Origin of the sequence: Bacillus cereus group sp. N8 (assembly GCF_016483685.1) — a bacterium.
Classification (GTDB): domain Bacteria; phylum Bacillota; class Bacilli; order Bacillales; family Bacillaceae_G; genus Bacillus_A; species Bacillus_A proteolyticus.
In genome coordinates, this window is the sequence record NZ_JAEHBK010000021.1 from 1 (window position 1) to 25003 (window position 25003).

Here is a 25003-nt window from a genome sequence, read left to right on the forward strand (position 1 = left end):
ATCCACCGTCTCTTTCTTCATACACCTTTACTTCTTGTGATGCATACTCATTTGAAATACCTGATGATAATGATGGCTCGTTATACGTAAAGAAACTTTTCGTTATATTTACTTTCTTCTCAGTTAAGCACACCCACTTAAAACCCAAATCCGTATGAATTTTTATCCATCCACCGTCTCTTTCTTCATACACCTTTACTTCTTGTGATGCATACTCATTTGAAATACCTGATGATAATGATGGCCCATTATACGTAAAGAAACTTTTCGTTATATTTACCTTTTTCACTTTTACTTCGCTATCTTTAGATTGATCCGTTACCGCAACAAGTCGCGCTGCCTCAGCACGTGTTATCGATTTGTCAGGTTGCCACTGTTTTCCATCGATACCACTTGATATACCTAATTCTACTAAAATATTAATGAATTTCTCACCCCAATGATCTTTCACATCATTAAATAATGTCGGTAATTCTCCATTAACTTTCGAATCTAATTGATATGCTTGTACAAGCATTGTTGCCATTGCCGCTCTTGTCATTTGACCGTACGGATTAAATTTCCCGTTTCCTTCACCTTTAATAACACCTGCTTTTTCCACCGCTGCAATGTAGGAAGATGCCCAATTATCTTTCGAATCTATAAAGGTCGGCTTGTCCCCTTCTTTAACTTCTAATCCTAAAACTTTAGCCATAATTGTAGCCGCTTCAGCCCTACTTAATACGCTATGCGGTGAAAATGTTCCATCCGGCATTCCTGTAATTACTTTTTTATTTACTAAATAATTAACAGACTCTTCCGCCCACCCTGGAACATCAGGGAATGATTGTGGTGCTACTTGTAAATTACTCACTGCCCTTTCTAATTCTACTTCTCTTTTTTCCTGTTCTTCCTTTTTCTTTAATTCAAGTTCTTGTTTTTCTTGCTCTTCTTTCTGCTTTAACTCAAGTTCTTGTTTTTCTTGCTCTTCTTTTTGCTTTAACTCAAGTTCTTGTTTTTCTTTTTGCTTTAACTCAAGTTCTTGTTTTTCTTTTTGCTTTAATTCAAGTTCTTGTTTTTCTTGCTCTTCTTTTTGCTTTAGCTCTATTTGTTGCTGCTCCAATTGTTGCTGCGTTATTCTTAATTCTTCTTGCTGTTTCTTTAATTCCTCTCTCTTTTGTTTCTCTTTTAATTCAGGATTTGTTTCTTCTTGATTATTCTTTTCGTTTTCCTCTAATCGACTCTTCTCTTCAAGCTCTTTCTTCCTTTTTTGTTCCTCTAATTCATTCAAGTTTGTCTCTTCTTGGTTATTCTTTTCTTGTACTTCTAACGGATTCTTCTTTTCAAGTTCTTCTTGTTGTTTCTTTAATTCATCTAATTTTTGCTGAACTTCTTCTAATTTTTCTTTATCTTCACTATCTTGTTTTAGTAATTCTTCTTTTTTCTGTTTTAATTCGTCAACTTTATCAAATAACTCTTCCTGCTGTTTCAAAATATCTTTTCTTTTTTCTAATTCCATTTGTTTCTCTTTTATAGCATTAAATTGTTTTTGCAATTCACTCTGTCTATTACTATGTATACTCTGTAAAGCTTCTATATTATTTCTTGTATTATTTTCAATTTCCGCTAGTGAACTAGAAGGAAACGCTAATAGATTTGTTGTCAATAAACTGGCTACTGCAATTACACTATATTTTTTCATCATACACACCTTTTCTAATTTTACTTCAATTCTATTTCCTACCATATATAAATGTAAGATTCCTCCATAATCATAGCAAATCTTTTCTACGCTAAGGGACTTTTCGTAAAAATAAAAAAAGCATCGTATAATACAATGCTTTTTTTGATGTGTCTCGATATTTATTTGTTACTTTCGCGTGATTGAGAAGTAGAAAGGGCCGGAGTGATAACTAATTGTCTCGGCTCAGTTTTCTTTAAGTGATTTTTGACGTTACACTTACGACGTTGAACAACCCACGCTTTAATAGGATTTGTCAAAATAATCTTTTGCTCTTCGTTAGGGGCCTCTTCTTCCAACCTACAACTTTCGCTCCATTTATTCCATTTCATTGTAAGTTTAGAAGAAGAATGATCGTCTTCTCGATCAAACAAGTGCAAAAAATCCATTTCGCCAGCTAGCATTACGGTGTTGCTAGTTGCTAAAAAAGAAAAGGTCGTCCAACGTTTCTCCATGCCCTCCTACTCCTTTTTCACATATAGAGTGCCTAAAACTTAATTTACCTAAAATATGCTTGCCTTTTACCTTACACTTATAGTTTATCCAAAACACTACTATGCAACTATCGATTTGCCTTACAACTACCTTACATTTTTGTAAGAAACAAAAAACCTTCACTCTCTATACGTGAAGGTTTCTCATTTCTCATCTATATGATCTTTCATATGATCGACTCCAGCTTCTTGTAGCTGTGACATCATACCGTGGGAAATTGCGCCTAATACTAAGGTCATTCCAATTAGTGAAATCCGAATTGCAGGTACATCAATTATGTAAGCCAACATGCCAAGAACAATTGTTAAAAGTAATGCTTTTATAAATGTTGCACTTGTATATTCTTTCTTTTTCATCATAATCACCCTATATGGAAGCGTTTTCTTAATATAATCAGTATATCATACCATCTGACTATTTTGTGGGGATTTCTGTAAAAACCTTATATCTTCTTTGACTTTTTTCTTTCTATCCTTTACAGTCGAAATGTTCACAAGTTTTACACTGTAGGAGGATTCAAATGAAAATTGAAATAAAAGACACTTTAATTTCTGAAGAACAATTACAAGAAAAAGTAAAAGAACTAGCGCTTCAAATCGAACGTGATTTTGAAGGAGAAGAAATCGTTGTAATCGCTGTATTAAAAGGATCTTTCGTATTCGCTGCTGATTTAATTCGTCATATTAAAAACGAAGTAACTATCGACTTTATCTCTGCATCTAGCTACGGAAATCAAACAGAAACAACTGGAAAAGTAAAACTATTAAAAGATATCGATGTAAACATTACTGGAAAAAACGTAATTGTCGTAGAAGACATTATCGATTCTGGTTTAACACTTCACTTCTTAAAAGATCACTTCTTTATGCATAAACCAAAAGCATTAAAATTCTGTACGTTACTTGATAAACCAGAGCGCCGTAAAGTGGACTTAAAAGCTGAATATGTTGGCTTCCAAATTCCAGACGAATTTATCGTTGGCTACGGTATCGACTGCGCAGAAAAATATCGTAACTTACCATTTATCGCTTCAGTTGTAACGGAATAATATAATAAAATAAAGTGAAACTTTAATCAGTGGTTTTTTTTCTCCCACTGATTATTAGCCTTCACCAATCGGGCTTTTACGGGCAGTTAATCTCCCACCTGACTTCCTCGTATTCGGCGAAATTTGAGGTGGGAGTCTTACTGCCCGTTAAGCGGGGTAAACTTCCATCAATTACTGATGGAAGTTTATTTTCTATCACGATTCGTAAAAGACAAAGGGAGAGAATAAAAATGACAAAGACAAAATTTGAAAAAGTACTCCTCATCGTAAATCCAAAAGCTGGACAAGGCGACTTACATACAAATTTGGCGAAAATCGTACCACCTCTTGCGGCAAATTTTCCTGACTTACATATCCTCCATACGAAAAAGCAAGGTGATGCAACAAAATATTGCCAAGAGTTTGCTAGTAAAGTAGATTTAATTATCGTCTTTGGTGGTGACGGAACAGTATTTGAATGCACAAACGGCTTAGCTCCTCTTGAAACTAGACCTACACTTGCAATTATTCCAGGCGGAACTTGCAACGACTTCTCTCGTACGCTAGGCGTTCCACAAAACATTGCAGAAGCAGCAAGACTTATCACAAAGGAACACGTAAAACCAGTTGATGTCGCAAAAGCAAACGGACAACATTTCTTGAACTTCTGGGGCATTGGGCTCGTATCTGAAGTATCAAACAATATTGATGCGGAAGAAAAAGCAAAGCTTGGAAAAATCGGCTATTACTTAAGTACAATTCGAACTGTAAAAAATGCTGAAACATTCCCGATCAAAATTACTTACGACGGACAAGTATATGAAGACGAAGCTGTCCTTGTTATGGTTGGAAACGGTGAATATCTCGGGGGTATCCCATCCTTTATTCCGAACGTAAAATGTGATGATGGTACACTTGATATTTTCGTAGTCAAATCAACAGGCATTCAAGCGTTTAAAGATTATATCGGAAAGAAACTATTTGAAGACTCAAACGAAAATGATATCTTCCACGTAAAAGCGAAATCCATTCAGATTGAAACAGAAGAAGAAAAAGAAGTAGATACTGATGGAGAAAGCTCGCTCCATACACCGTGCCATATTGAACTATTACAAGGGCACTTTACGATGATTTATAATCCTGCGGTTGTGTAATAAAAAACGAGTGCTAGCACTCGTTTTTCTCTTCTAATCTAGTTATGTCGTTGGATCATTTCTTGTATTTCTTTAACTCTCTCTAAAGTAATTCCATTTCTTTGTTCGATCGCTAAAGGATGCTCGGTTGGCTCTAATTCAACATACGGTGCCATTCCAACTTCTCTTATATGTACATTTGTTTTTAAATTTAATGTTTCTGGATAAACTGGTATTTCTACAGATAACCAACCAAAATAAGGATCACTATTTTCTCGGGCTCTCTCATCCCACTTTTCTAATACTTCATCATAACTTTCTTTACTAAGTGATACCCACACAGTCCATATGAAATTTTCGTGGTAATCAATGATAGGAATCTCTAAACAACCTCTAATAAAGTAATGTCCATTATGCAAAGTTCTGATGTTAAATGGAAGCGTTCCTCTCTTTCATGGGGCGCTACCTCGTAATAATAATATGGTGCTTCACTTCCGTAGCATAGAGGTAGTGCAAAACGATTCATTTGTACTTTTTCTCCGGATTTTCTTCTTCTTTTCATTTATTATTCTTTCTCCTATCCTTTTCAGTCACAATCAAACTCTACCCAATTTCTCCAATGCGTATTAGAATCCTTATTCACAATAACACTTGGATCTTGCTTCTCTATCGCAGCAGCTACTGATTGGAAAAATTCATTTTCACTTACTTTTTCTTCTTCAACGTGTTTCCACTCTTCCGTTTCATACGCTACTTCCCAATCGCCTTCTAAACCGAACTCTTCTAAAATTTCTTCTTTATCCCACCATAATAATTTTCTAGCTTCGTCATTGGTAGCAAGCATACGCATGAAATCTCTTGGATAAGACTCTGTCGTTTGTACTTCTATTCCGTTATGTACATACTCTTCTTCTGTAAATTGATATTCAAAATGATGATCGCGAATTTTTAAACTACCGTTATGAATATCCGGTATAAATTCACCTTCATCATCAAATAATTCATAATCTCCATCTTTTACTTGCAAAATACCGTCATCACCAATTGAATGATTCATTCTATCACCATATACTTGGATATCATTAAATACACTTAATGAACCTACACCGACAACCTGAAATACCATTAACCAATCCTTATTCTCTTTAAAGAAAAGAGAAAACTTCACTTGTGAAATATCCATGTAGTCATTATCAAAGGCAAGAAATTCATAATTACTTTGTTTTTTATCTAACAGCTTCAAAATATCTTTTTGCATATATATCATCTTCACCTCTATATAAATTTTTCAATTTCACTAGAGTATAACATAGACATAATTGCCTTTCATTTTCTAATAATACTACTAATAAAATAGCAGAAGGGTCTGTTTGCATGCCCCAGTTCTTTTTAGATACAATGAAGGAAAGAAGCAACCTGATACAAGGGAGAGAAAAAACTGTGTTCAACCAACAGTTAGTTAATTTACGCATTGATTTTGCATTTAAACAATTGTTTGGTACGAATGGTAGTGAAGATATTCTAATTGCATTTTTAAACACTATGTTACAAGAGTCTTTAGAGTCGCCCATTGCTTCTCTACAACTAGAAGATCCACATTTACATCGGGAATATGAAGAGGATAAGTTATCTATTTTAGACATTTCAGCGACATTAAACACAGGAACAAAAGTCAATGTAGAAATACAACTCAATAATAATCACGATATGATAAAACGTAGTTTATATTATTGGGGAAAATTATACACATCCCAATTACAAAAAGGTATGCCTTACAGTTCGCTTCATAAAACCATCACCATTAATTTATTGAACTTCATAATGTTTTCAGATCACAAAGAATTTCATACAACGAGCATATTATGGAATACACAACAACAAAAACTCCTGAGTGACGACATAGAAATCCACATTATAGACATTCCAAAGTTAACAGAACAATGGCATGAAGAAAAAGTAAATCCGTGGAAAGATCAATTTGTTCGTTGGCTTTTATTGCTTTCAGCAAATGAGGATGAGCACTTAACTAAACTATTGGAGGATATTGCTATGAACCAAGATCCTATTTTACAAAAGGCGATAAATAAATGGGAACGTATGAGTCAAGATTCTTCTTTCCGACAAGCCTATAACGCAAGGGAGAAAGTTTTAATGGATGAAGCAGCAAAATTCGCCCACGCAGAGACAGAAGGTATGAAAAGAGGCTTGGAAAAAGGCTTAGAAAAGGGCTTAGAAAAGGGCTTAGAAAAAGGGCTTAGAAAAAGGGCTTAGAAAAAGGGCTTAGAAAAAGGGCGAAAAGAAGGGGTTCAACAAGGAAAAATTCAAATGATTAAAAGTATGCATGATCTTGGTATACCACTTGAAACAATTGCTAAGGCAAGTCAATTAAGTTTGCATGAGATTGAGCATATTTTAGGACATAAATAGTCATAAAAAAAGAGCTTGAATAGTTTCAAGCTCTTTTTTTATCAACTCTCCTCAATATCATCCAATTGAGTCTTATAACATTCATCACACTCTGGCCTCGTAGGAAGAATCCCTCTTTCATCAGGTAATAAAACCCTCAAAACTTCTCGATCCATCTCTACGAAAGACTTCATAATAATGGGATAGCCTTCAATAATATTCGTATACTCAATCCCTTGTTCAAACTTTCTCCCACTACGTATTTCTTCTATTATAGAATAAAAAACACCGTGCGCTACTTCAGGGTCCATATTTAATGTAATTTGTAAATCTTGATGATTAAGGTTATCTCTTAGACCATGCGTATGATAATTAGCATGGATGCCATCAATATCTTCTGCTACAAGAGTATGCATGTACCATCCATACTCTTGTAGCATATTTTCTTCCCATTCATCTGCATCCTCTTCTAAATCTTCATCAAACAAATTTGGATCATACCACACGTCCTCGTAATCTCCATCAATTAAAAATCTCCAACCAGGTGGTAACCCTAAATACTTCTTTATTTCAGGTGCCCATTCATCAATATGTTGAACGTGTAAAGGAAGAAAGAAATCTTCTTCTGTCCCCATTTCTTCACCAGCCCAAATGTACCAACCTGTCGTTCCGTTTTCTATAGGCATCCGTAACCCATTCATCGGAACGATACCATCTTTCACATTTTGCGCTATTCCTAATTTCAAGTCATTCGGAGATTCTACATACTCTACTTTATATTTGTCACATATACTCATTTGCTCTTTTATGTATTTTTCCATCCCTTTAGCACACTCCAATCCCCATCTATTTCCAATCTATTCTTTCAATCTTCCAAACTAAATTATTTGGGCTATCTTTCTCTAAAAAGGTTAACATCCATACAGTTTTTCCTTTATCGTTCATCAGCATCACTTTATGGCTTAACTTCCAAGCCACTTCACTAACATGATCAAACATCTTATACATATCTTCTTCTCTAATAAGCTTTTCCTTTTTGATTAACCGCCTCGTTCTATACTCTCTTATTTCTAAGTACACGTCAGCATAAGCCACTTCATGCTGACATGTTATACTACATACGTATTTTTTATTCGGACTACTCTTTTTTATATATACGAACTCGTTTCTATAATTCAATTCTAGTATCTTATTCTTCACTTTTTCTAACTCTTCTATATCCCAATCATATTTCACAGCTAAGCGTTTCATTTCAACATGAACGATTTGAAGGACTAATTCTTTTTTCTCTCTATCTGATAAAGAGGGAAAATTCTTCACACCCTCATACTCCACAAAAACATTCATATATTCAGGGAAAATCCGATATTTCTTCTCCCACTCATCGAGTAATGAAATATCATCCACACAATGAATCAAAATCCCTCTCTCATATTTCATTCTTACCTTTGGCATATGTCGAAAATATAACGAAGTAATACAACTCGCCTCTTTACAAAAAGATATATCTTCATCATAGTTGCTTGTAGATGTTAACTGTAATTCCTCTATGCTGCTTATATGCTCTTTCGCTTTTAGAAAACTCAACTGTATATCTCTTATAATCGGCATTTCTTCTCTCCTTCTTCGCAATACAACTATGTTCATATGCCTTAATCGATTTCAACCCAGCCCATTCCCATAGAAAGAAATAACAGTCCGACTACAAAAAAGAGGCCCCCAGTTAAAAAGTAGAACGGTGCTCCGTGCAACGGATCACTAAATAACTCTATCAAATTTCCAGCTACTACTTTCCATTTCTCTTTCTTTGAATTTTTTTCTTTTATTTCTTTAACAAATCGGCAAATACTTATACTAATCAAAATAATGCCTATTAATAGGCACCCTACTATGATCAAAATCCCCAAATATAACACTCCATGTGTACATCTATATTTATTTTTGTTTACATACTATTGTTAAGCACATCTCATTTTAGCTAATAAACAAATAAAAGAGAACATAATTTTCACTATGTTCTCTTGCTCTCTTTTTTATTTACTAACAATCCTGAAATAAGAACGAACCGTCAACAAATAATAACCAATATAAATAACACTATACACACCGATGCGAATTAGTAAAGGAACTGCAATTTCATACGGAATAACTGTCGCTAATCCTTTTAGCGCAAATAAAGTGTGTAATATACCAACTACTAAAAGAATGAAGAAGATAAATCTCATTTGTTTTTCGATTGCTTTTTTCATTTCTTTTTTCGTGACACCTAGTTTTCTAAGAACGATGTAACGCTCACGATCTGCATGCGCTTCTGTCCTCTTTAAGTAACAGCATTGAGTATAGAGATATTTTCTTAAAAAGACATTGTATACTCATAAAAAAGCCTGCAGCTGTTACACTGCAGGCTTTCAAATACTCACTCTATTTTTTATTCATTGTAATAAGATTAACCTAAATATGCTTGTTGTAATGCCTCTAAGCCATCTTTATAAATTCCATGGAATAGATTAATTACCTCTTCATCAGTAACCTCTACAGGAGTGAAGCTACCAGACCATTCAACTAATGATGTGTTAGCATCTTTACCTTCTTTAACACGAATTGTAGATAAATAATTCGTCACAGGGAACGGTGCTTGCATAATTGAATATGTGTAGTAGCGCTCTTTCTCATCAAATGCTTCTAAACGCTCTACGATCGCATCGCCATCAGGATTAGCTAAATGACGTACACGTCCGCCTTCAGTTACTTTACTGCTAGGAATATACGGTAACCAATCTGGAAGTGCATCAAAACCTCCAATTAATTGCCATACTTGTTCAGGTGAAGCTGAAATTTCAATAGATGTAATAGTATTTGCCATTTTCATTACTCTCCTTTTTATTTAACGTTAATTGGTAGTGGTGCATTAGCTGCAACTAATTTTTGTTCACGCATTTCTTCCCAGAATGCTGCCGGAATTACTGTTTTCAATGCAGCTTGGTCTTCTGCAATTCGTTCAGGTTTACTTGCACCAGGAATAACAGCTGCAACTGCTGGATTAGCCAATGCAAATTGTAAAGCAGCAGCTTTAATGCTGATTCCATGACGATCTGCAAGGTTTTTCATTTTATTAACTTTTGCAATGATTTCTGGTGACGCTTTTTGGTATTCAAAGTGAGTACCTCCAGCAAGAACACCTGAGCTATATGGTCCACCAACAACAATGTCCATATTATTTTTTACAGCCGCAGGCATTACGCGTTCTAACGCACGCTCGTGGTCTAATAATGAATAGCGACCAGCTAGTAAAGAAACATTTGGTTTTGCTTCTTCTAAGTCCAGCATAAGTTCAATTGATTCTACTTTATTTACTCCAAGGCCCCAGCCTTTAATTACACCTTCATCACGTAATTGAGTAAGTGCACGGAACGCTCCTGTTCGAGCAATTTCAAATTGTGAAATCCACTCATCTCCATAAAAATCTTGTGCTACGTCATGAATATAAACAAAATCTAAACGATCTGTTTTTAAACGTTTTAAACTATCTTCAATAGAACGAAGAGTTGCGTCCGCACTATAGTCGTTGATAATTTTATTTTTACGACCAAATTCGAAAAGTCCGCCTTTTTCACCTAAATCACGTGTAGATGGATCTTCCAATTCATCTGAAATAATTCGACCTACTTTTGTACTTAAGAAGTACTCATCACGATTTCTTTTCGATAATGCTTCACCAAGACGAATCTCCGCTAAACCAGATCCATAAAGTGGAGCTGTATCAAAGTAACGAACACCATTCTCCCAAGCAGCATCCACTGTTGCGATTGCTTCTTCTTCCGGAATATTACGGTACATATTACCTAGTGGTGCCGTACCAAAACCAAGTGTACCTTTTAATAAATCTTTCATTTAAAATCTCCTCCTAAAATGTATTTAAAAATGATGAATGAATGTAAATAATGTGAAAAGAATTGACCTAAAGGATTCGAGCAGTCAAAGCAGTATGCACTTGAAAGCACGACAGTTATTAAAAATAACGTAGATGCTTTTTAATACTGTATTTTTCAATTGCCCCTTACGCAAGCTATTATGATGTGTATTTGACATAATGAAAAGTACGTACTTTAAAGTGTTATAGGTACTAAAAAGTAACATATATACTTTTTGTTTTCATACTACTCATTTCCCTCTCACGTATGTAATTATGTCTTATCTACAACACAATAAAAAGTACGCACTTTAAAGTGTTATAGATACTAATAAGTAACAATTTTATGTTTCAACGTCTGTAGCTTCAAAATAAAATTATTAAAAATGATTTTATAAAAAAATCCTCCTATTCTTGCGGGGGTAACTGTAGAAATTATCAGTGGAACATAGAAAGTTGTTATTATTTCTTCATAAAAAAAGACCACAACGAGCCGAAATATGTTCGTTGTGGCCTTTTACCCTCTTTAAAATATTAAATTACATTTCGAACAAAAAGGAGCAGAATTTCTTCTTCTAATTTTCGCATTACATTTTGGACAATATACATATCGCTCTTCTATCTTTTCTCGTTCTATCATATGTAAGGATACTATTCTCATACTACACATAAATCCAATTAAAATAAGACTAACAATGAGTAGCATCACTCTCGCCTCCTACTAACTATTACCATAAAATAACAAAACCGATTCCCACATTGAGAATCAGTTTTATATCTACAATCCTAATTTCACCTTCGCTCCATCAGGAATTTCATCTGGCGTTACTTGTACTTTGTCATGTAAAAGCTTCCCTCTTGTAAGCACATGCCAGTACGACCCTTTTGGTAATTCATCTACTTCGTCAATTGTAACTTCTTTTTCCTTACCATTTTCATCATAAGCTTTCACTTTATATTCACGACCTCTATTTCCACCTAACTCTTTTCCATCTGTATCAATAATTGCATAATAATTCTCTATATCAAGAAAGGGATTCATTTGATCTAACAGCTTACTCCCATTTAATAAATATGCGGCTCCTGCCACAATAACAAGTAATGATCCAAAAATAAATCTTTTCATCTATATTCCGCCTTTCATTATGTTTTTCAAGAAGACCTTTCTAAGTATAGAGAGTGTTTCTTAATAAAAACTCGTACAGTTTCTTAACATTTTCTTAAACTAAAAGTGAAATATTAATTAAAAAGATTAAAACAGCGAAAAGTAACTCTTTACGCCATTGTTGACTTTTTTTATACCTTTAGTGTAAATTTACACTACAAGAAAAAAGGAGCTGTATGATGAATAAACAAGAATTTATTGAACTAGTTAATTCAAAATTAAAACTCATCCGTGTTGAAAATGATTTATCACAAGACAAAATGTCTGAAATTATTGGTTTATCGAAGAAAACATTAGTGGAAATTGAAAAAGGTAGACGCACGCTAACATGGTCAGGTGCAGTTTGTGTCGTAACACTCTTCGAACAGAGCGATACAGTCCAGATGACATTCGGGGATGATGTGAATGAAATTATAAAAACAATCGCTTTTGCACATTACAATACGAACTTCCCGAAGACTTTAGGAGGAAAAGTATGGTGGCGACAAATAAAAGAGTTAAACGGTTATCAAATACAGCAAAATATATTATCTCAACATTATCGAATTTTAGATAAAGAAGACCGCAGAATATGCCATTCATTCGAATTGGATGAAATTGAACAAAGATTTATGGAAATGGCAAAAACATCTCAATAAAATAAATTTCGGAGTGTAATTCAAATGAAGGAACAGACAAATATCACGATTTTAAATACGTTAATCATTAGCACCTTAGTATTAAATTTATTTATTTTCACATCGATAATGAGCTTTTTACCTTGGTATATTGAAGATGGATGGGGATATTTAGGATTATTATTTACATCCTTTATTTTCTTACTTTGCTTCTTTCAATCTTCGAAGCTTCATAAAGATGGAAAGTTAACTACGCTACAAAAGTTCATTCCACTTGCTTCTGCCGCACTTTCAATCTTTGTTCTTATCACTCCATCAAGTGATTTTATGACTATATTAGCTAATCTGATCAATACAATCATATTAACAATTTATATAACTGTATTTCAGACAAATCCTAATGTAAGTGATAAGAAGCTAGTACATTAAAAGGGAGAGTTATTCTACAAAATAACTCTCCCTTTTATACTACTCTCAATAAGTGTAAACCTTCATTCTATTTACTTACTCATCACCGTACTTCTTCTTTGCTTATACAAATAAGCACCACTCGCAACAACAAAAACAATTCCACCAAAATACACGCCATACTCTATTGCCATTGCTACAATCCTGTTAATGTGTTGTCCAAATAAAGAACCGAGCACAAAATAAACGAGTGTCCAAACAAATCCTGTCGTATAGGAATACAAAGCATACACCTTAAATGACATGTTATTCATTCCAACTAAATACGGTACAATATGTCTTACAACTGGTATGAAGTAACTTGTGACTAACGCATAATGGCCATACTTCTCTACCATTTGTTGAGATTTCAAAAGATATTTCGCCTTTTTCTTTTTCATTAGCTTATCAAGTACTTTCGCACCAAATATTTTCCCTAATATATAACCTAACGATAGCCCAGATACGACACCTAAATATGTTAATAAAAATGCTGGAATGACACTTAATATACCTAGTGAAGAGACAAAACCACCACTCATTACAATCATTTCGTCTGGAATTGGCATACCGATAATACCTAACCATAAACAGAAAAATAATGCCCAATAACCGTACTGCTCAATATAAGATAATAATTCATGTAATTCCATTATGCATACGCTCTCCTTAGTTCTTTTTTGCAACTAAAGACGTAGGCTGGCGGAAAATTGAGCCATACTTTTTCTAGTGTAATTTCAGGGAAGAAATGCTGTATAAATCCTTTTTTCACAAGTGAATATTGAAATGTAATGAATTCACCATTCTCATGTATCGCTTCCATCGCATTGTTTAAAATGCGCTTTGAAACTTCTTCTGGTAAAGAAGTGAAAGGCAACCCTGATAAAACGTAATCAATACATTCTATATTGAGCTCTTCCATATACTTCTTTATATTTTCAGCTGAACCGTGTACAACAATGACGTTCTGCTCATCTTTAAATTTTCTCTTTAGCTCTTTGCAAAACACTTCATTAATTTCAATAAGAAGAAATATTGTTTCCTTCTTTTTTCTCTTCATAATCTCTTTCGTAAAAACCCCTGTACCAGGCCCTAACTCTACAATACATTTCGCTTTATTAAAATCAATTACATCTACCATTTTCTTTGCTAATATTTTTGAACTTGGCGCAATTGCACCAGTATGTTTCGGATGTTTAATAAATTCATGTAAGAATGTTATGAGTTGCATATAAATCTCTCCTCATTCGTTCGATAGTTTTTAACTTGTGTCTAAGTATAACTATCGTTTCTTAACAAAAATTGAGGAAGTTTCTTAAGATTTTATTAAGATAAAGGGAAACTTTAATGAAAAATGACTCGAACATATGCGAATAAAACATCTCACTTATTTATCATAAAGAATAATGATCCTACTCAGATTTTGTATAGCACAGCTATTATTTTTATGTTAGAATCCTCTAAGATATTTGGAATTAGTATCAAAATCATTTTTGGAGGCTTTATGAATAATCAAAACGATAACAAATCAAATGCATTGTTTGCAGTTATACACATAGTGCTACCACTTTTATTACCCATTCTTCTCCCTACATTTGTAATAGTGGGAATGAAAAAATGGATGTCAGATGAAGTTCAATATCCAAGCATAATATCATTGCTCACATTATGCATTGGATTTTTTATAGTTGAAATCCTCTTCTCTCTTGTTTTGCATTTATGTAAATTATCTGAGGAAAAATTAAAGGAATTAGGTTTTTTAGGATTTACACTTTCGGCTGTTAGTACATTTCTAACTTTTTATGTAGGTTACTTTTGGCTAGCAAACCTTAACTTCACATCAGTTGAACTATCACCTCATGCCGTATTAGTTTTCGCAATAGCATGTACATTGCTATTGGAAAGTATCTTTAAAGTAATGGACATGTTTGATAATTCAAATGAAAATCAAGCTAACCTATAGATAAAAAAAGCATTCGACTAACATACTAGTCGAATGCTTTTTACTAAGATTAAACAACTCCCCTATTATTTCGCACTCACAATCTTATAATAAGAACGAACTGTTAAGAAGTAATATCCAATATAAATAGCGCCGTATACTCCAATACTAATTAGAAGTGGAATCATAATTTCAAATGGTAATATATTTGCTAATCCTTTTAGTGCAAATAAGCTGTGTAAAATACCGATTACTAACGGAATAGCGAAGATAAAGCTTACTTGTTTTGCGATAGCTTTCTTCATTTCTTGCTTCGTTACACCAACTTTATGAAGGACAACGTAACGATCGCGGTCAGCACTTGCTTCTGTAAGTTGCTTGAAGTAAATGATTGAGCCTGTCGCTAATAGGAATACTAATCCTAAGAATAGCCCGATGAACATCATTAATCCTGTTGTTTCAAGTCCCATTTGGAATCCTGTATAGAAATCGTTAAATGGTTTTAAAACTTCTGATTCACCAGCTGGCATAACGCTCGCTAATTTTGCTGTTAGCTCTTTACTATTTCGCTCACCTTTTACATCAATATTTTTTACAGTACGTGTTTCGTTTAATCGTTTCGCTTGCTCATATGTTTTATCCGGAACGATTACAAATAGTTCATTTAAGTTTGTAACACTTCTATTATTTACACCTTTAATTGTTAGCTCTTTCGATTCATTTCCAACAGGGAATACAGCTGTATTTCCTGTATAAAGAGGACCGAAATCAAGTTTTTCAATATATAAACTATCATATACGAAAGCTTCATTCGCACTTAAATTTACAGGTTCTACATCTAAATGTTTCGCAAGTGTATTAAAGCTTGATTGAGAAATAAGCTGGTACTGATTCGTAACATTATAGTGTGTGTTCAGAACTTGATCAGCTCTTTCACCTTTAAATGTTCCTTTCACAGGAATCATTTCAATTTCTGATTCATATGTCACTGGATGATTATTCTTCTCTCCAGAAAGTATTTCATTTACTTTTTTATCTAATACTTCATCTTTTTTCTCATAAGAATAACTATACGGCGCAGCCACTTTTGATTGCGTGAATGTATTGTAATACATCGTAACTGACGTACCAACCGCTGTTAATGTAACTGCACTTAAAATAGCAATCGTCGCAAGTGATTTCGCATTTCCCTTAATACGGTATAGTAACTGAGATGTCGTTACCATATTCATACCGTTATAAAACGCTGACTTATTATTTCTTGCACGTTTCAATACGAATACTGTGAAGAACATGAACAATAAATAAGTCCCTGCTACTGTCGCTAATAAAATGTATAATGCAACGACCATAAAGTCTGCATACATAACTGCCTTCATATACATTAACGCTAAGAAATAACCTGAACCGATTAAGAAAACTGAAATTAAAGCCATAATGACAGATCCTTTTGGCATTGCTTCTCCTTCACGTTCTGCGCGGAAAAGTTCAATTAACTTAAAGCGATAAATTAAACGATATCCTTGAAGTGATGTATATAAAATAATCACAAGGAAAATAATTGCTGTATCAATAATGGCAGCCATCGGTACTTCAAAATGAACGTTTAAGTTTAAGCCCATCATACTTACTAGTAGTTCAAGGAATAATTTTGAAAGGACACTACCAATCGCAATCCCGATTACTAATGACATTAATCCCATTAACATATTTTCATAAAAGAGCATTTTACCAATTTGTCTTTTACGAATACCTAATAAAGAATATAAGCCAACTTCTTTTTTACGTTTACGTGTAAAGAATCCGTTCGAATATATAATGAACACTGCTACGAAAATGATAAGCATCACACTGGAAACTTGGAACGCGCCGCTAATTTTTTTAGAAGCTTCTGCTGCTTTTTCCATTTGTGAATTATATTGCAGTGCTTTAAATGTAAAGTAAATTACAATACTAAAAATCATAGATGCAAAATATACAAAGTAGTCTTTAAAGTTCCGCTGTATGTTGCGGAGGGCAATGCTAGATAAGGTCATCAGTCATACCTCCAGAAATAGAAGACATTACATCCACGACTTGTTGGAAGAATTGTTTACGCGTTAATTCCCCGCGATGTAATTCTTTATATAATTCACCATCTTTAATGAAAATAACTCGTTTACAGTAACTTGCCGCAAATGCATCGTGCGTTACCATTAAAATTGTTGAGTTATCATATTCATTTAATGATTTCATACTTTCTAATAAATCTGTTGCTGATTTAGAATCGAGTGCTCCAGTTGGCTCGTCCCCAAAAATCATACTCGGATTTGTAACAATCGCACGCGATGCTGCACAACGCTGTTTCTGTCCACCAGATACTTGATATGGGAACTGACTTAAAATATGATCGATACCGAACTTTTTCGCAATTTCAAGAACACGTCGATCAATTTCATTTGCCTTTACTTTCGATAAAGCAAGAGGTAACGCAATATTCTCTTTCACTGTTAACGTATCTAATAAGTTATAATCTTGGAAAATGAAACCTAAATGATCGCGGCGGAATAACGCCAGCTTATCATCATTCATCTTCACGATATCTTTTCCATCAATTAAAATCTCACCGTTCGTCGCATTATCAATTGTAGAAAGAACATTTAATAGTGTCGTCTTACCAGAACCAGAAGGTCCCATAATTCCAACGAACTCGCCTTCTTTTACTTGTAAGTTAATACCTTTTAACGCTTCAAATTTATTTCCACCCGTGTCATATACTTTTTTAATATTTTTTGCTTCTAACACTGTTTTCATCTCGACATCCCTCATTTCTTCTATTCTCTATCTTCACTATATACATTCTCTACTCTTGCCACTATCGATGTTTCTTACACAAACATGACAGTTATGTAAGGCACATAAGTAAAGACATCAAAATTTAACCTACTGAATCAAAGTACTTTGTTACTATAACATTGGGATATCATACCATCCATTCATTCTCCTTACAGGAACATTACAATTTTGTAAGGTAAAAAATGTACCTACAAAGTTGTGCACGAAATGTCGGATGGAGCTATTTCGTTCCTGCTATTCTATGTACAGAGGAGGTCATAATATGGATTCACTTAAAAATATGAATGCTGCAATGCGGTATATCGAAGACAACCTTACGAATGAAATTGATTTTAAAGAAGTTGCGAGGCTAGCTCTCTGTTCTGAGTATCACTTTAAAAGAATGTTTTCGTTTTTAACAGGTATATCACTATCTGATTATATTCGCTGTAGACGTCTTACTCTCGCTGCCTTTGAACTAAAAAACAGCAATGTAAAAGTCATTGATGTCGCTATAAAATATGGATACAACTCACCAGATTCATTCGCTCGTGCATTTCAAAACTTGCACGGTATAACACCTTCAGAGGCCCGAAATAGTAGCCATTCTTTAAAGGCTTATTCACCAATGACCTTCCAACTATCCATTCAAGGAGGAAATGAAATGAACTATCGAATTGAAGAAAAAGACTCATTTCGAATTATAGGTATTACAAAACGAGTACCCATCGTTTTTAACGGTGTAAATGAAGAAATTGCTTCTATGTGGAAAAGTTTAAACCCAGAGTCTATTCAAACATTAAAGTCCCTTTCAAACATTGAACCTACTGGAATTATTAGTGCTTCTACTAATTTTTCTGAAGGAAGAATGGAGGAAAAAGGAGAACTTGATTACTATATTGGCGTAGCCACAACAAAGGATTGTCCAGAGCAGTTTAAACAACTCGAAGTTGCAGCTTCAACATGGGCTATATTCGAAGCTGTCGGCCCATTTCCTGATGCACTACAAAATGTATGGGGACGTATTTATTCTGAATGGTTCCCTTCTTCGAACTATGAACTAGCGGAAGGACCGGAGATATTGTGGAATGAAAGTAAAGAGATGTCCTCACCGAATTTCAGAAGCGAAATATGGGTACCTATTTTAAAAAAGTAATATAAGGGTCTAAACCTTTTCAAAATAAAGAAGCTGCTCTTCCTCTTTAAAGGAAAAGCAGCTTCTTATTTTATCCCGCTATTTGCGGGCATTAAACGTACGATTGGTGAGGGGTGATAATCAGTGGGGGATGCCCCCCCACTGATTAAAGTTTTACTTTATACTTCTTCTCGACTCGTTCTTATACAAGAAAATAGTAATAATCGTAAGCACTATAACAACTAAAAAAGTAAATGCTCTGTAGTTCGAGATCGCAGCCGTACCGATTAACAAAGCAGGTATAACAGCCACAATTAAGCCACCAAACATACCAACAAATGATCCTACACTTTGTTTTACTACTTGGGTTTCTGATACCCAATCATAATACCCAAATCGATTATTAATAAAAATCCCCCATACTGCCGAAAATAATGAATATGCTAGCGGTGTTATTACGATTAAAAGAGAACTCCAAACATCTAGTTTTAATCCTATTATCAGTAATACGGCACTAATAAGTGATGCAGGTATACTTAATGAAAGATTCATAAGCATTTTACTGTCATAAATCACCTTTGGCGCTATAGGCAATGACTTAATAATCCATACATTTTTTCCTTCTAAAGACAATGACACACATGTTGTACACGTCATCGAAATCGCTGCTGCAATAGCAAATGGCGCAATCTTTTGCAACAGGGGCTCAACTCCAGGATACGCTATTAATTGACTTGGCCCTACTACAACTATAGCCAGCGAGAAAGCTATCGCTATCACGACTCCCATTCCACTATTTATGACATACACCGTAGAAGAGAAGAAACGTTTCAGTTCTTTTTTATACAATGCGACCAATACACTTTCTTTTCTCATACTATTAATCTCATAATTTGAAAGCATATGATAAGTGGAAATCCCTGTGTTTATTTGCTTATATTTTAACGAAAGTATTTTTATAAAAAGATAATACCAAGTAACCGATATTCCAACGAATAGGATGAAAGCTACAATATCAGCATGAACAATTGCTTTTTGAAACATGTTAGCTAGTGGATACACTTTCGTTAATTGCTCCGAGACAATTGCACCAATTCCATTCCTATCAGTAAGGCTATATTGAGCATTTCCGTTTTTTAGCATAAAGAAGCCAAATGTAATAATTACTATAAAACTTAAAATCGTAGTTATTTTATTCGCATTTTTAAATTTAGAAGCGATTGCTGTAATCACCGCTCCAAAGATCGCTGCAATTGTTGTTGGAATTAAAGATGCTATAAACATACTGATGAACCACATAAAGTAAAAAGAAACTGATGGATTCCCATGTATGCCATACACAACTCCCATCGGTAGCATGATTATGATTGAAAAAATCGTATTCAGCAAGTATAAATACAAAAATCTACTTGCAATAACAGTACTTACACGAATCGGCAATGACATTAAAAAGTCGTAATCCTTAAAAGCAAAAATTTCTCCATTTGCCTTAAATATAGTGAAAAACAACGTTAATACACTACTAATAACTAGTGCATAAACGGGAATAATTTCACTCATTCCTAGTTTCACCAATCCATATGCCGAGGTTCCGCAATATAACATTAGCATGACACCAACTAGGGCAATAGATGCTGTCAGCAAAATCTTATTCTGCCTCTTTTTCTTATCTTTTTCGTATTTAAAAGTGTTTAAACCGAGCTGCGTTACCAAACGGATTTTCAAAAGCCCTAAACTATTAGTATTCATTAGCAAGCTCCTTCATAAAGAGCTCTTCCAATGAGCCTTCCTTTATTAAAGAATTCACTTCCCCTGAAAGTGCTAATTTCCCTCTATTAATCATCGCTATTTTATTACATAACTTCTCCGCCACATCTAAAACGTGCGTAGAAAAGAAAATCGCACTTCCCTTTTCACAAAGCTCTTTCATAATACCTTTCAATACTACGGCTGCCTTTGGATCAAGACCAACGAAAGGTTCATCTAAAACTAATAATTTCGGTTTATGTAAAACCGCCGATATAATCGCTACTTTTTGTTTCATACCGTGTGAATAAGAAGATATTAAGTCTCCTAAGTAAGGTGTAATCTCAAAGGCATCCCCATACTTCTGTATCTGTTCTTCCCGATCCTTCGCAGACACTTTAAACACATCCGCAACAAAATTCAAATATTGAATTCCTGTTAATTGCTCATATAAATCTGGATTATCAGGAATATACGCCATTACTTTTTTACATGCAATCGGATCCTTTTTTACTGAATGGCCATCAACAAAAATCTCCCCCTCTTCAAAATCTATAACTCCTACTAACGACTTAATTGTTGTACTTTTCCCCGCACCGTTATGACCGATAAATCCAAAGATGTCTCCTGCTTTAACAGTAATATTTAAATGATCTACCGCTTTCTTACCACCTTTGTATGTCTTACTAAAATTTATAATTTCTAACATGTGATTTCCCCCAAATCATCTTTTTGACTGAATTTTCAGACTCAAAAGATAGAATTTACTCAGCGAGCTTTTTCATTATCCTCACTGAGTATTTAAATCTCTTAACCCATAGAAACTATAAATATAAAATTTGACTCGTACAGTTCAATCGATTATTGCTCACAATTGCATTTCTTTTTTATAAATAGCATATGACTTTATCGTTGATATGAAGAGGCATATTAATATTATTCCAATCCCTATAAAAATATTAAATGGATCTGGAAGCAAAGCCCCGGCATATATACAAAGTGAACCTATTACAAATACCCTCGAAGCAAACCTGTGTGTTTTTCTCCAAACTACAGGGTTTTCTAACGTCCAGTCCATCCGGATTCCTACTAAACCATTTGGCTTCGTTTGTTGCATATAATTGCCGAGTACAAGAAACAACGTTCCAAGCCCGAAATTAAATGCAATGGAGGCCGATGCAATATAATTAGACGCTGCTAATAGCGCAAATATGTTACATCCAAATCCTATAAAAAGAATGGCATAATTAATTGCAGTAAGAACTTTAGCTTGCTGTGTAGACTTATCTTTCATGAATCCAAAAGCTAGCCATATCATATAAAGTACTACCATACTTCCTATTGAAAATGAACTAGCCTCTACTTTAGAAAAATATCCATCTACCATTCCTGCAGCATTATAATGACGTGGAATTTGTTCTGGTAAATACGGCCATACAATATACCATCCAATTGTAATCCCAATAATTAAACTCCATGGCAATACGTGTCTTTTCATCCTCTCTCCCCCATATTTTTTATTAGGCCCCTATTTCTTTCTTATAAGCAACATATGAATATCCCATCGTTAATCCTACTGCACCGATAATAATGCCAATGATTAGGAAAGCTTTCCACGCTACCGGAGCAAAAATACTTAAAATCATAATAACTCCTAATACAACAAACACCTTTCCGCTAAAACGGTGCGTTTTTCTCCACACTTCTTCGTTACTTAGCGTCCACGGTGTTTTTATACCTACAAAGTAATTTGGTTTACATTGTGGTAAATAATTGCCGATGACTATAAATAAAAGACCAACAAGAATATGCGGTGTACTATTCATTGGAATGTCATAACCTAATCCAGCCCCAATTCCAATGATACTTACTAAAAATAATAGGAATAATACGCTATAATTCATCACATTATATCCTTTAGAAAACTTCTCATAATTCCTATGCTTCGGATCTATCTTAGGCAATACAGTTAATAAGGCATATATAAAAACCATAATTGCTACATCAAAAATCATCATCCCCATTTTTGACATATGCCCATCTACCTCACCAGCGACATTCCAATGACTCGGAACCTCTCCGGGTAAATGCGGCCATGCGATGCACCATGCAATAATCGTTAAAGCGATTAACAATAACGGAAATATATGCTTTCTCATTTCCCTACATCCCCCTTATTCGTAAACGTAAACACCCAAGTCAATAAATCTTGAAAGACAGTTGTGTTTAAAGAGTACACAACGAATTGCCCTTTTTTTTCATCTTGAATAAGTTCAGCATTTTTAAGCGCACTTAAATGATGTGAAATACTTGGCTTTGTCATATTGAACTGTTCAGCAATTTCGCCAGCTGTTAAATCGCCTTCTTTTAATAAGTCTAAAATTTTTCGCCTTGTTGGATCTGCTAATGCTTTGAATGCTTGATTCAATGTCTTTCTTCCTTTCACTAATTAGACATTTAGATATTTATCTAAATATTAAATCGAAAACCGCCAATTGTCAATTATATCCATAGCCCTTTTTACTTTTTCCACTTTTGACCTATACTGTTTACTAGCTTATATTTCAACATAATGAAAAGACTTGAAACACATGATACACTATAGCTACAATTGTTTTTTTAGGAGGAATATACATATGTATAAAATTTTAATCGTTGAAGACGATCCAAATATTTCATCATTACTGCAATCTCACATTCAAAAATACGGTTACGACGCTGTTGTTACTGAAAACTTTGATGATATTATGGAATCGTTTAACGCAGTGAAACCACATCTTGTTTTACTTGATGTAAACTTACCGAAATTCGATGGTTTCTACTGGTGCCGTCAAATTCGTCATGAATCTACTTGTCCGATTATTTTCATTTCGGCACGTGCTGGTGAAATGGAACAAATTATGGCGATTGAAAGTGGCGCGGATGATTACATTACGAAACCGTTCCACTATGACGTTGTAATGGCGAAAATTAAAGGTCAATTACGCCGTATTTACGGTGATTATGCCCCAAATATTTCTGAACGTATCGTTGATGTAGAAGGACTAAAATTATTCCCGGAACGTCCAGAAATTCATTTTGGATCTGAGCAAGTTCTTTTAACGAAGAAAGAAGCTATTTTAGCAGAAATGCTATTATCTAAATTCCCTCGTACAGCAAGCCGTGAAGATTTATTAGCTGCCCTTTGGGATGATGAGAGCTTCGTTGAAGAAAATACATTAAACGTAAACATTACGCGTCTTCGTAAAAAGTTTAATGAGCTTGGTATTGAGAACTCTATTGAAACAGTACGTGGACTTGGGTATCGTTTTAACGCAACTTGGAGTGAATAAGCATGAAGCTATTTTTACGTGATCATTTTGCATTTTTTCTACTATATGTATTAAACTTCGGTATCATTTTCGTTCTTTATGATGCAGTAGATGGATTTCAAAATAATAAATTTTACTTCATCGTTTTAAGTTTATATTTATTCATTTGTTTCCTCGCTTATCGTTACGTTCGAAATCGTAGAATGTACCATAGATTAAGTGAGCAACCAGAGAAAATGGAAGATGCGTTTATTGAAAGAGCAACTGCTCCGATGCCTCACGGTGTAAATGAGCTCGTGCGCACGCAATATCGTCTATTCCAAAAAGAACTACAATCGTATGAAGTAAAACAACAAGAACATCAATTATTCATTAACCATTGGGTACATCAAATGAAGACACCTGTATCTGTTATGCAGCTTATGGTGCTCGAAATGGAAGATGAACATTTGATTCCGAAATTCAAAAAAGAATTAGAACGATTAAATCAAGGACTCGATATGGCTTTATACATGGCAAGGTTAAATAACTTCCATGAAGATTTCCATGTTGAGACGATTTCATTAAAGGATACGGTAACAAAAAATATTAACGGATTAAAAGAACTATTCATTCGAAACGGAGTCTTCCCTGTTTTAGAGGTTCATTCTGATTTAAAAGTTGCTTCTGATGCGAAATGGTTAAAGTTCATCATTTATCAGTTAATGACAAATGCAGTTCGTTACTCCGGTGAACGTGGAAAGAAAGTGTTCTTATCCGCTTACCGAAACGGAAAAGATATTATTTTAGAAGTTCGCGATGAAGGTGTTGGTATTCCGCAAGAAGATATTCGAAGAGTATTTGAACCGTTTTACACTGGGAAAAACGGTCGCGCATTCGGAGAATCTACTGGTATGGGACTTTATATTGTAAGTAAAATTTGTGATTATTTAGGTCACTCTGTCAAACTAGATTCTGAAGTTGGTAAAGGAACGACGATTAAAATCATCTTCCACAACGCTGCAAATAATCAAGCAGAAACTGAGGAGAAGGTGACCGAAGCATGATCGTAACATATGCTAGCAAAATGTATGAGAACTTACTCTCATACATTTTTTGCAATAAGACTACATATTTGCCTTCTAGCGGGAGGTAC

General features: G+C 34.3%; 28 protein-coding genes and 3 pseudogenes. 9 read left to right on the forward strand and 22 right to left on the reverse strand.

Features of this window, described 5'->3' with window-relative positions:
- The 3 genes from JDS80_RS22740 to JDS80_RS22750 form a co-directional block, all read right to left on the reverse strand.
- Positions 1 to 1684: S-layer homology domain-containing protein (locus JDS80_RS22740; protein WP_199640032.1), on the reverse strand; the 1684-nt coding region annotated here is incomplete at its 3' end.
- A gap of 158 nt (positions 1685 to 1842) precedes the next feature.
- Complete coding sequence (locus JDS80_RS22745) at positions 1843 to 2175, reverse strand: hypothetical protein (RefSeq protein WP_071744383.1); 333 nt, start codon at positions 2173 to 2175, stop codon at positions 1843 to 1845.
- Positions 2176 to 2358: 183 nt separating this feature from the next.
- Entirely contained in the window at positions 2359 to 2574 is a 216-nt protein-coding gene (locus JDS80_RS22750; protein WP_071770444.1) for a hypothetical protein, read from the reverse strand.
- Between the two features lie 161 nt (positions 2575 to 2735).
- Here JDS80_RS22750 and hpt point away from each other — a divergent pair, with 161 nt between their 5' ends.
- On the forward strand, positions 2736 to 3263 hold the full coding sequence (gene hpt, locus JDS80_RS22755) for a hypoxanthine phosphoribosyltransferase (protein WP_000687586.1): 528 nt from the start codon (positions 2736 to 2738) through the stop codon (positions 3261 to 3263).
- 230 nt (positions 3264 to 3493) lie between these two features.
- Positions 3494 to 4396: a diacylglycerol/lipid kinase family protein gene (locus JDS80_RS22760; RefSeq protein WP_098889446.1), complete on the forward strand. Its 903-nt coding sequence runs from the start codon at positions 3494 to 3496 to the stop codon at positions 4394 to 4396.
- A 38-nt stretch (positions 4397 to 4434) separates the two neighbouring features.
- On the opposite strand, the pseudogene JDS80_RS22765 reads toward JDS80_RS22760, so the two are convergent.
- Positions 4435 to 4937, reverse strand: a pseudogene (locus JDS80_RS22765) (DUF2199 domain-containing protein).
- A 24-nt stretch (positions 4938 to 4961) separates the two neighbouring features.
- Positions 4962 to 5642 carry a DUF7003 family protein gene (locus tag JDS80_RS22770; RefSeq protein WP_199640033.1) on the reverse strand — a complete coding sequence of 227 codons (681 nt, stop codon included), beginning with the start codon at positions 5640 to 5642 and terminating at the stop codon, positions 4962 to 4964.
- 173 nt (positions 5643 to 5815) lie between these two features.
- On the opposite strand from JDS80_RS22770, the pseudogene JDS80_RS22775 reads away from it, so the two are divergent.
- Positions 5816 to 6802, forward strand: a pseudogene (locus JDS80_RS22775) (Rpn family recombination-promoting nuclease/putative transposase).
- Between the two features lie 41 nt (positions 6803 to 6843).
- On the opposite strand, the gene JDS80_RS22780 reads toward JDS80_RS22775, so the two are convergent.
- The 8 genes and pseudogenes from JDS80_RS22780 to JDS80_RS22815 all read right to left on the reverse strand — a co-directional run bounded on the left by JDS80_RS22780 (position 6844) and on the right by JDS80_RS22815 (position 11817).
- Positions 6844 to 7602 carry a DUF4262 domain-containing protein gene (locus JDS80_RS22780; RefSeq protein ID WP_199640034.1) on the reverse strand — a complete coding sequence of 253 codons (759 nt, stop codon included), beginning with the start codon at positions 7600 to 7602 and terminating at the stop codon, positions 6844 to 6846.
- Positions 7603 to 7627: 25 nt separating this feature from the next.
- Positions 7628 to 8392, reverse strand: coding sequence for a hypothetical protein (locus JDS80_RS22785; RefSeq protein ID WP_199640035.1), 765 nt, complete (start codon positions 8390 to 8392; stop codon positions 7628 to 7630).
- Positions 8393 to 8433: 41 nt separating this feature from the next.
- Positions 8434 to 8688, reverse strand: a complete 255-nt coding sequence (locus JDS80_RS22790; protein ID WP_199640036.1) for a hypothetical protein — start codon at positions 8686 to 8688, stop codon at positions 8434 to 8436.
- A 126-nt stretch (positions 8689 to 8814) separates the two neighbouring features.
- Positions 8815 to 9108, reverse strand: a pseudogene (locus tag JDS80_RS22795) (FtsX-like permease family protein); the annotation flags it as partial.
- Positions 9109 to 9227: 119 nt separating this feature from the next.
- On the reverse strand, positions 9228 to 9644 hold the full coding sequence (locus JDS80_RS22800) for an SRPBCC family protein (protein WP_199640037.1): 417 nt from the start codon (positions 9642 to 9644) through the stop codon (positions 9228 to 9230).
- A gap of 17 nt (positions 9645 to 9661) precedes the next feature.
- A complete protein-coding gene (locus tag JDS80_RS22805; protein WP_199640038.1) occupies positions 9662 to 10672 on the reverse strand; it encodes an aldo/keto reductase in 1011 nt (336 codons plus the stop codon).
- A gap of 545 nt (positions 10673 to 11217) precedes the next feature.
- The gene (locus tag JDS80_RS22810; protein ID WP_199640039.1) at positions 11218 to 11397 is read right to left on the reverse strand and encodes a hypothetical protein; all 180 of its coding nucleotides are present in this window, start codon (positions 11395 to 11397) and stop codon (positions 11218 to 11220) included.
- Between the two features lie 72 nt (positions 11398 to 11469).
- Positions 11470 to 11817 (reverse strand): YxeA family protein, encoded by a 348-nt coding sequence (locus JDS80_RS22815; protein ID WP_199640040.1) that lies wholly within the window; start codon positions 11815 to 11817, stop codon positions 11470 to 11472.
- A 218-nt stretch (positions 11818 to 12035) separates the two neighbouring features.
- On the opposite strand from JDS80_RS22815, the gene JDS80_RS22820 reads away from it, so the two are divergent.
- Together JDS80_RS22820 and JDS80_RS22825 are read left to right on the forward strand one after the other, a co-directional pair.
- Positions 12036 to 12494, forward strand: coding sequence for a helix-turn-helix transcriptional regulator (locus tag JDS80_RS22820; RefSeq protein ID WP_098889450.1), 459 nt, complete (start codon positions 12036 to 12038; stop codon positions 12492 to 12494).
- A gap of 24 nt (positions 12495 to 12518) precedes the next feature.
- Positions 12519 to 12902, forward strand: coding sequence for a hypothetical protein (locus tag JDS80_RS22825; RefSeq protein WP_098889451.1), 384 nt, complete (start codon positions 12519 to 12521; stop codon positions 12900 to 12902).
- A gap of 71 nt (positions 12903 to 12973) precedes the next feature.
- Here JDS80_RS22825 and JDS80_RS22830 read toward each other — a convergent pair whose 3' ends face one another.
- Together JDS80_RS22830 and JDS80_RS22835 are read right to left on the reverse strand one after the other, a co-directional pair.
- Positions 12974 to 13573, reverse strand: coding sequence for a DedA family protein (locus JDS80_RS22830; RefSeq protein WP_199640041.1), 600 nt, complete (start codon positions 13571 to 13573; stop codon positions 12974 to 12976).
- Positions 13573 to 14151 carry a class I SAM-dependent methyltransferase gene (locus JDS80_RS22835; protein WP_098889453.1) on the reverse strand — a complete coding sequence of 193 codons (579 nt, stop codon included), beginning with the start codon at positions 14149 to 14151 and terminating at the stop codon, positions 13573 to 13575. Before JDS80_RS22835 ends, JDS80_RS22830 begins: the two co-directional genes overlap by 1 nt.
- Positions 14152 to 14424: 273 nt before the next feature.
- On the opposite strand from JDS80_RS22835, the gene JDS80_RS22840 reads away from it, so the two are divergent.
- Positions 14425 to 14883, forward strand: a complete 459-nt coding sequence (locus tag JDS80_RS22840; protein ID WP_199640042.1) for an epimerase — start codon at positions 14425 to 14427, stop codon at positions 14881 to 14883.
- A gap of 65 nt (positions 14884 to 14948) precedes the next feature.
- Here the strand turns inward: JDS80_RS22840 and JDS80_RS22845 are convergent, their stop codons facing one another.
- Entirely contained in the window at positions 14949 to 16898 is a 1950-nt protein-coding gene (locus tag JDS80_RS22845; RefSeq protein ID WP_199640043.1) for an ABC transporter permease, read from the reverse strand.
- Positions 16885 to 17655, reverse strand: coding sequence for an ABC transporter ATP-binding protein (locus tag JDS80_RS22850; RefSeq protein WP_199640044.1), 771 nt, complete (start codon positions 17653 to 17655; stop codon positions 16885 to 16887). Before JDS80_RS22850 ends, JDS80_RS22845 begins: the two co-directional genes overlap by 14 nt.
- Before the next feature lie 304 nt (positions 17656 to 17959).
- Between JDS80_RS22850 and JDS80_RS22855 the strand changes: the two genes are divergently transcribed.
- A complete protein-coding gene (locus JDS80_RS22855) occupies positions 17960 to 18832 on the forward strand; it encodes an AraC family transcriptional regulator (protein ID WP_199640045.1) in 873 nt (290 codons plus the stop codon).
- A gap of 153 nt (positions 18833 to 18985) precedes the next feature.
- On the opposite strand, the gene JDS80_RS22860 is transcribed toward JDS80_RS22855, so the two are convergent.
- The 5 genes from JDS80_RS22860 to JDS80_RS22880 form a co-directional block, all read right to left on the reverse strand.
- A complete protein-coding gene (locus tag JDS80_RS22860) occupies positions 18986 to 20560 on the reverse strand; it encodes a putative ABC transporter permease subunit (protein WP_199640046.1) in 1575 nt (524 codons plus the stop codon).
- Positions 20550 to 21266 carry an ABC transporter ATP-binding protein gene (locus JDS80_RS22865; RefSeq protein WP_199640047.1) on the reverse strand — a complete coding sequence of 239 codons (717 nt, stop codon included), beginning with the start codon at positions 21264 to 21266 and terminating at the stop codon, positions 20550 to 20552. The genes JDS80_RS22860 and JDS80_RS22865 overlap by 11 nt, the downstream gene beginning before the upstream one ends.
- Positions 21267 to 21425: 159 nt before the next feature.
- Entirely contained in the window at positions 21426 to 22055 is a 630-nt protein-coding gene (locus JDS80_RS22870) for an SdpI family protein (RefSeq protein ID WP_098889458.1), read from the reverse strand.
- A gap of 22 nt (positions 22056 to 22077) precedes the next feature.
- Positions 22078 to 22716, reverse strand: coding sequence for an SdpI family protein (locus JDS80_RS22875; RefSeq protein ID WP_199640048.1), 639 nt, complete (start codon positions 22714 to 22716; stop codon positions 22078 to 22080).
- Positions 22713 to 22985 (reverse strand): autorepressor SdpR family transcription factor, encoded by a 273-nt coding sequence (locus JDS80_RS22880; protein WP_199640049.1) that lies wholly within the window; start codon positions 22983 to 22985, stop codon positions 22713 to 22715. Before JDS80_RS22880 ends, JDS80_RS22875 begins: the two co-directional genes overlap by 4 nt.
- Positions 22986 to 23193: 208 nt before the next feature.
- Between JDS80_RS22880 and JDS80_RS22885 the strand changes: the two genes are divergently transcribed.
- Positions 23194 to 23889, forward strand: a complete 696-nt coding sequence (locus JDS80_RS22885; RefSeq protein WP_071770431.1) for a response regulator transcription factor — start codon at positions 23194 to 23196, stop codon at positions 23887 to 23889.
- Between the two features lie 2 nt (positions 23890 to 23891).
- Entirely contained in the window at positions 23892 to 24914 is a 1023-nt protein-coding gene (locus JDS80_RS22890; RefSeq protein WP_071744365.1) for a sensor histidine kinase, read from the forward strand.
- Positions 24915 to 25003: the final 89 nt, after the last annotated feature.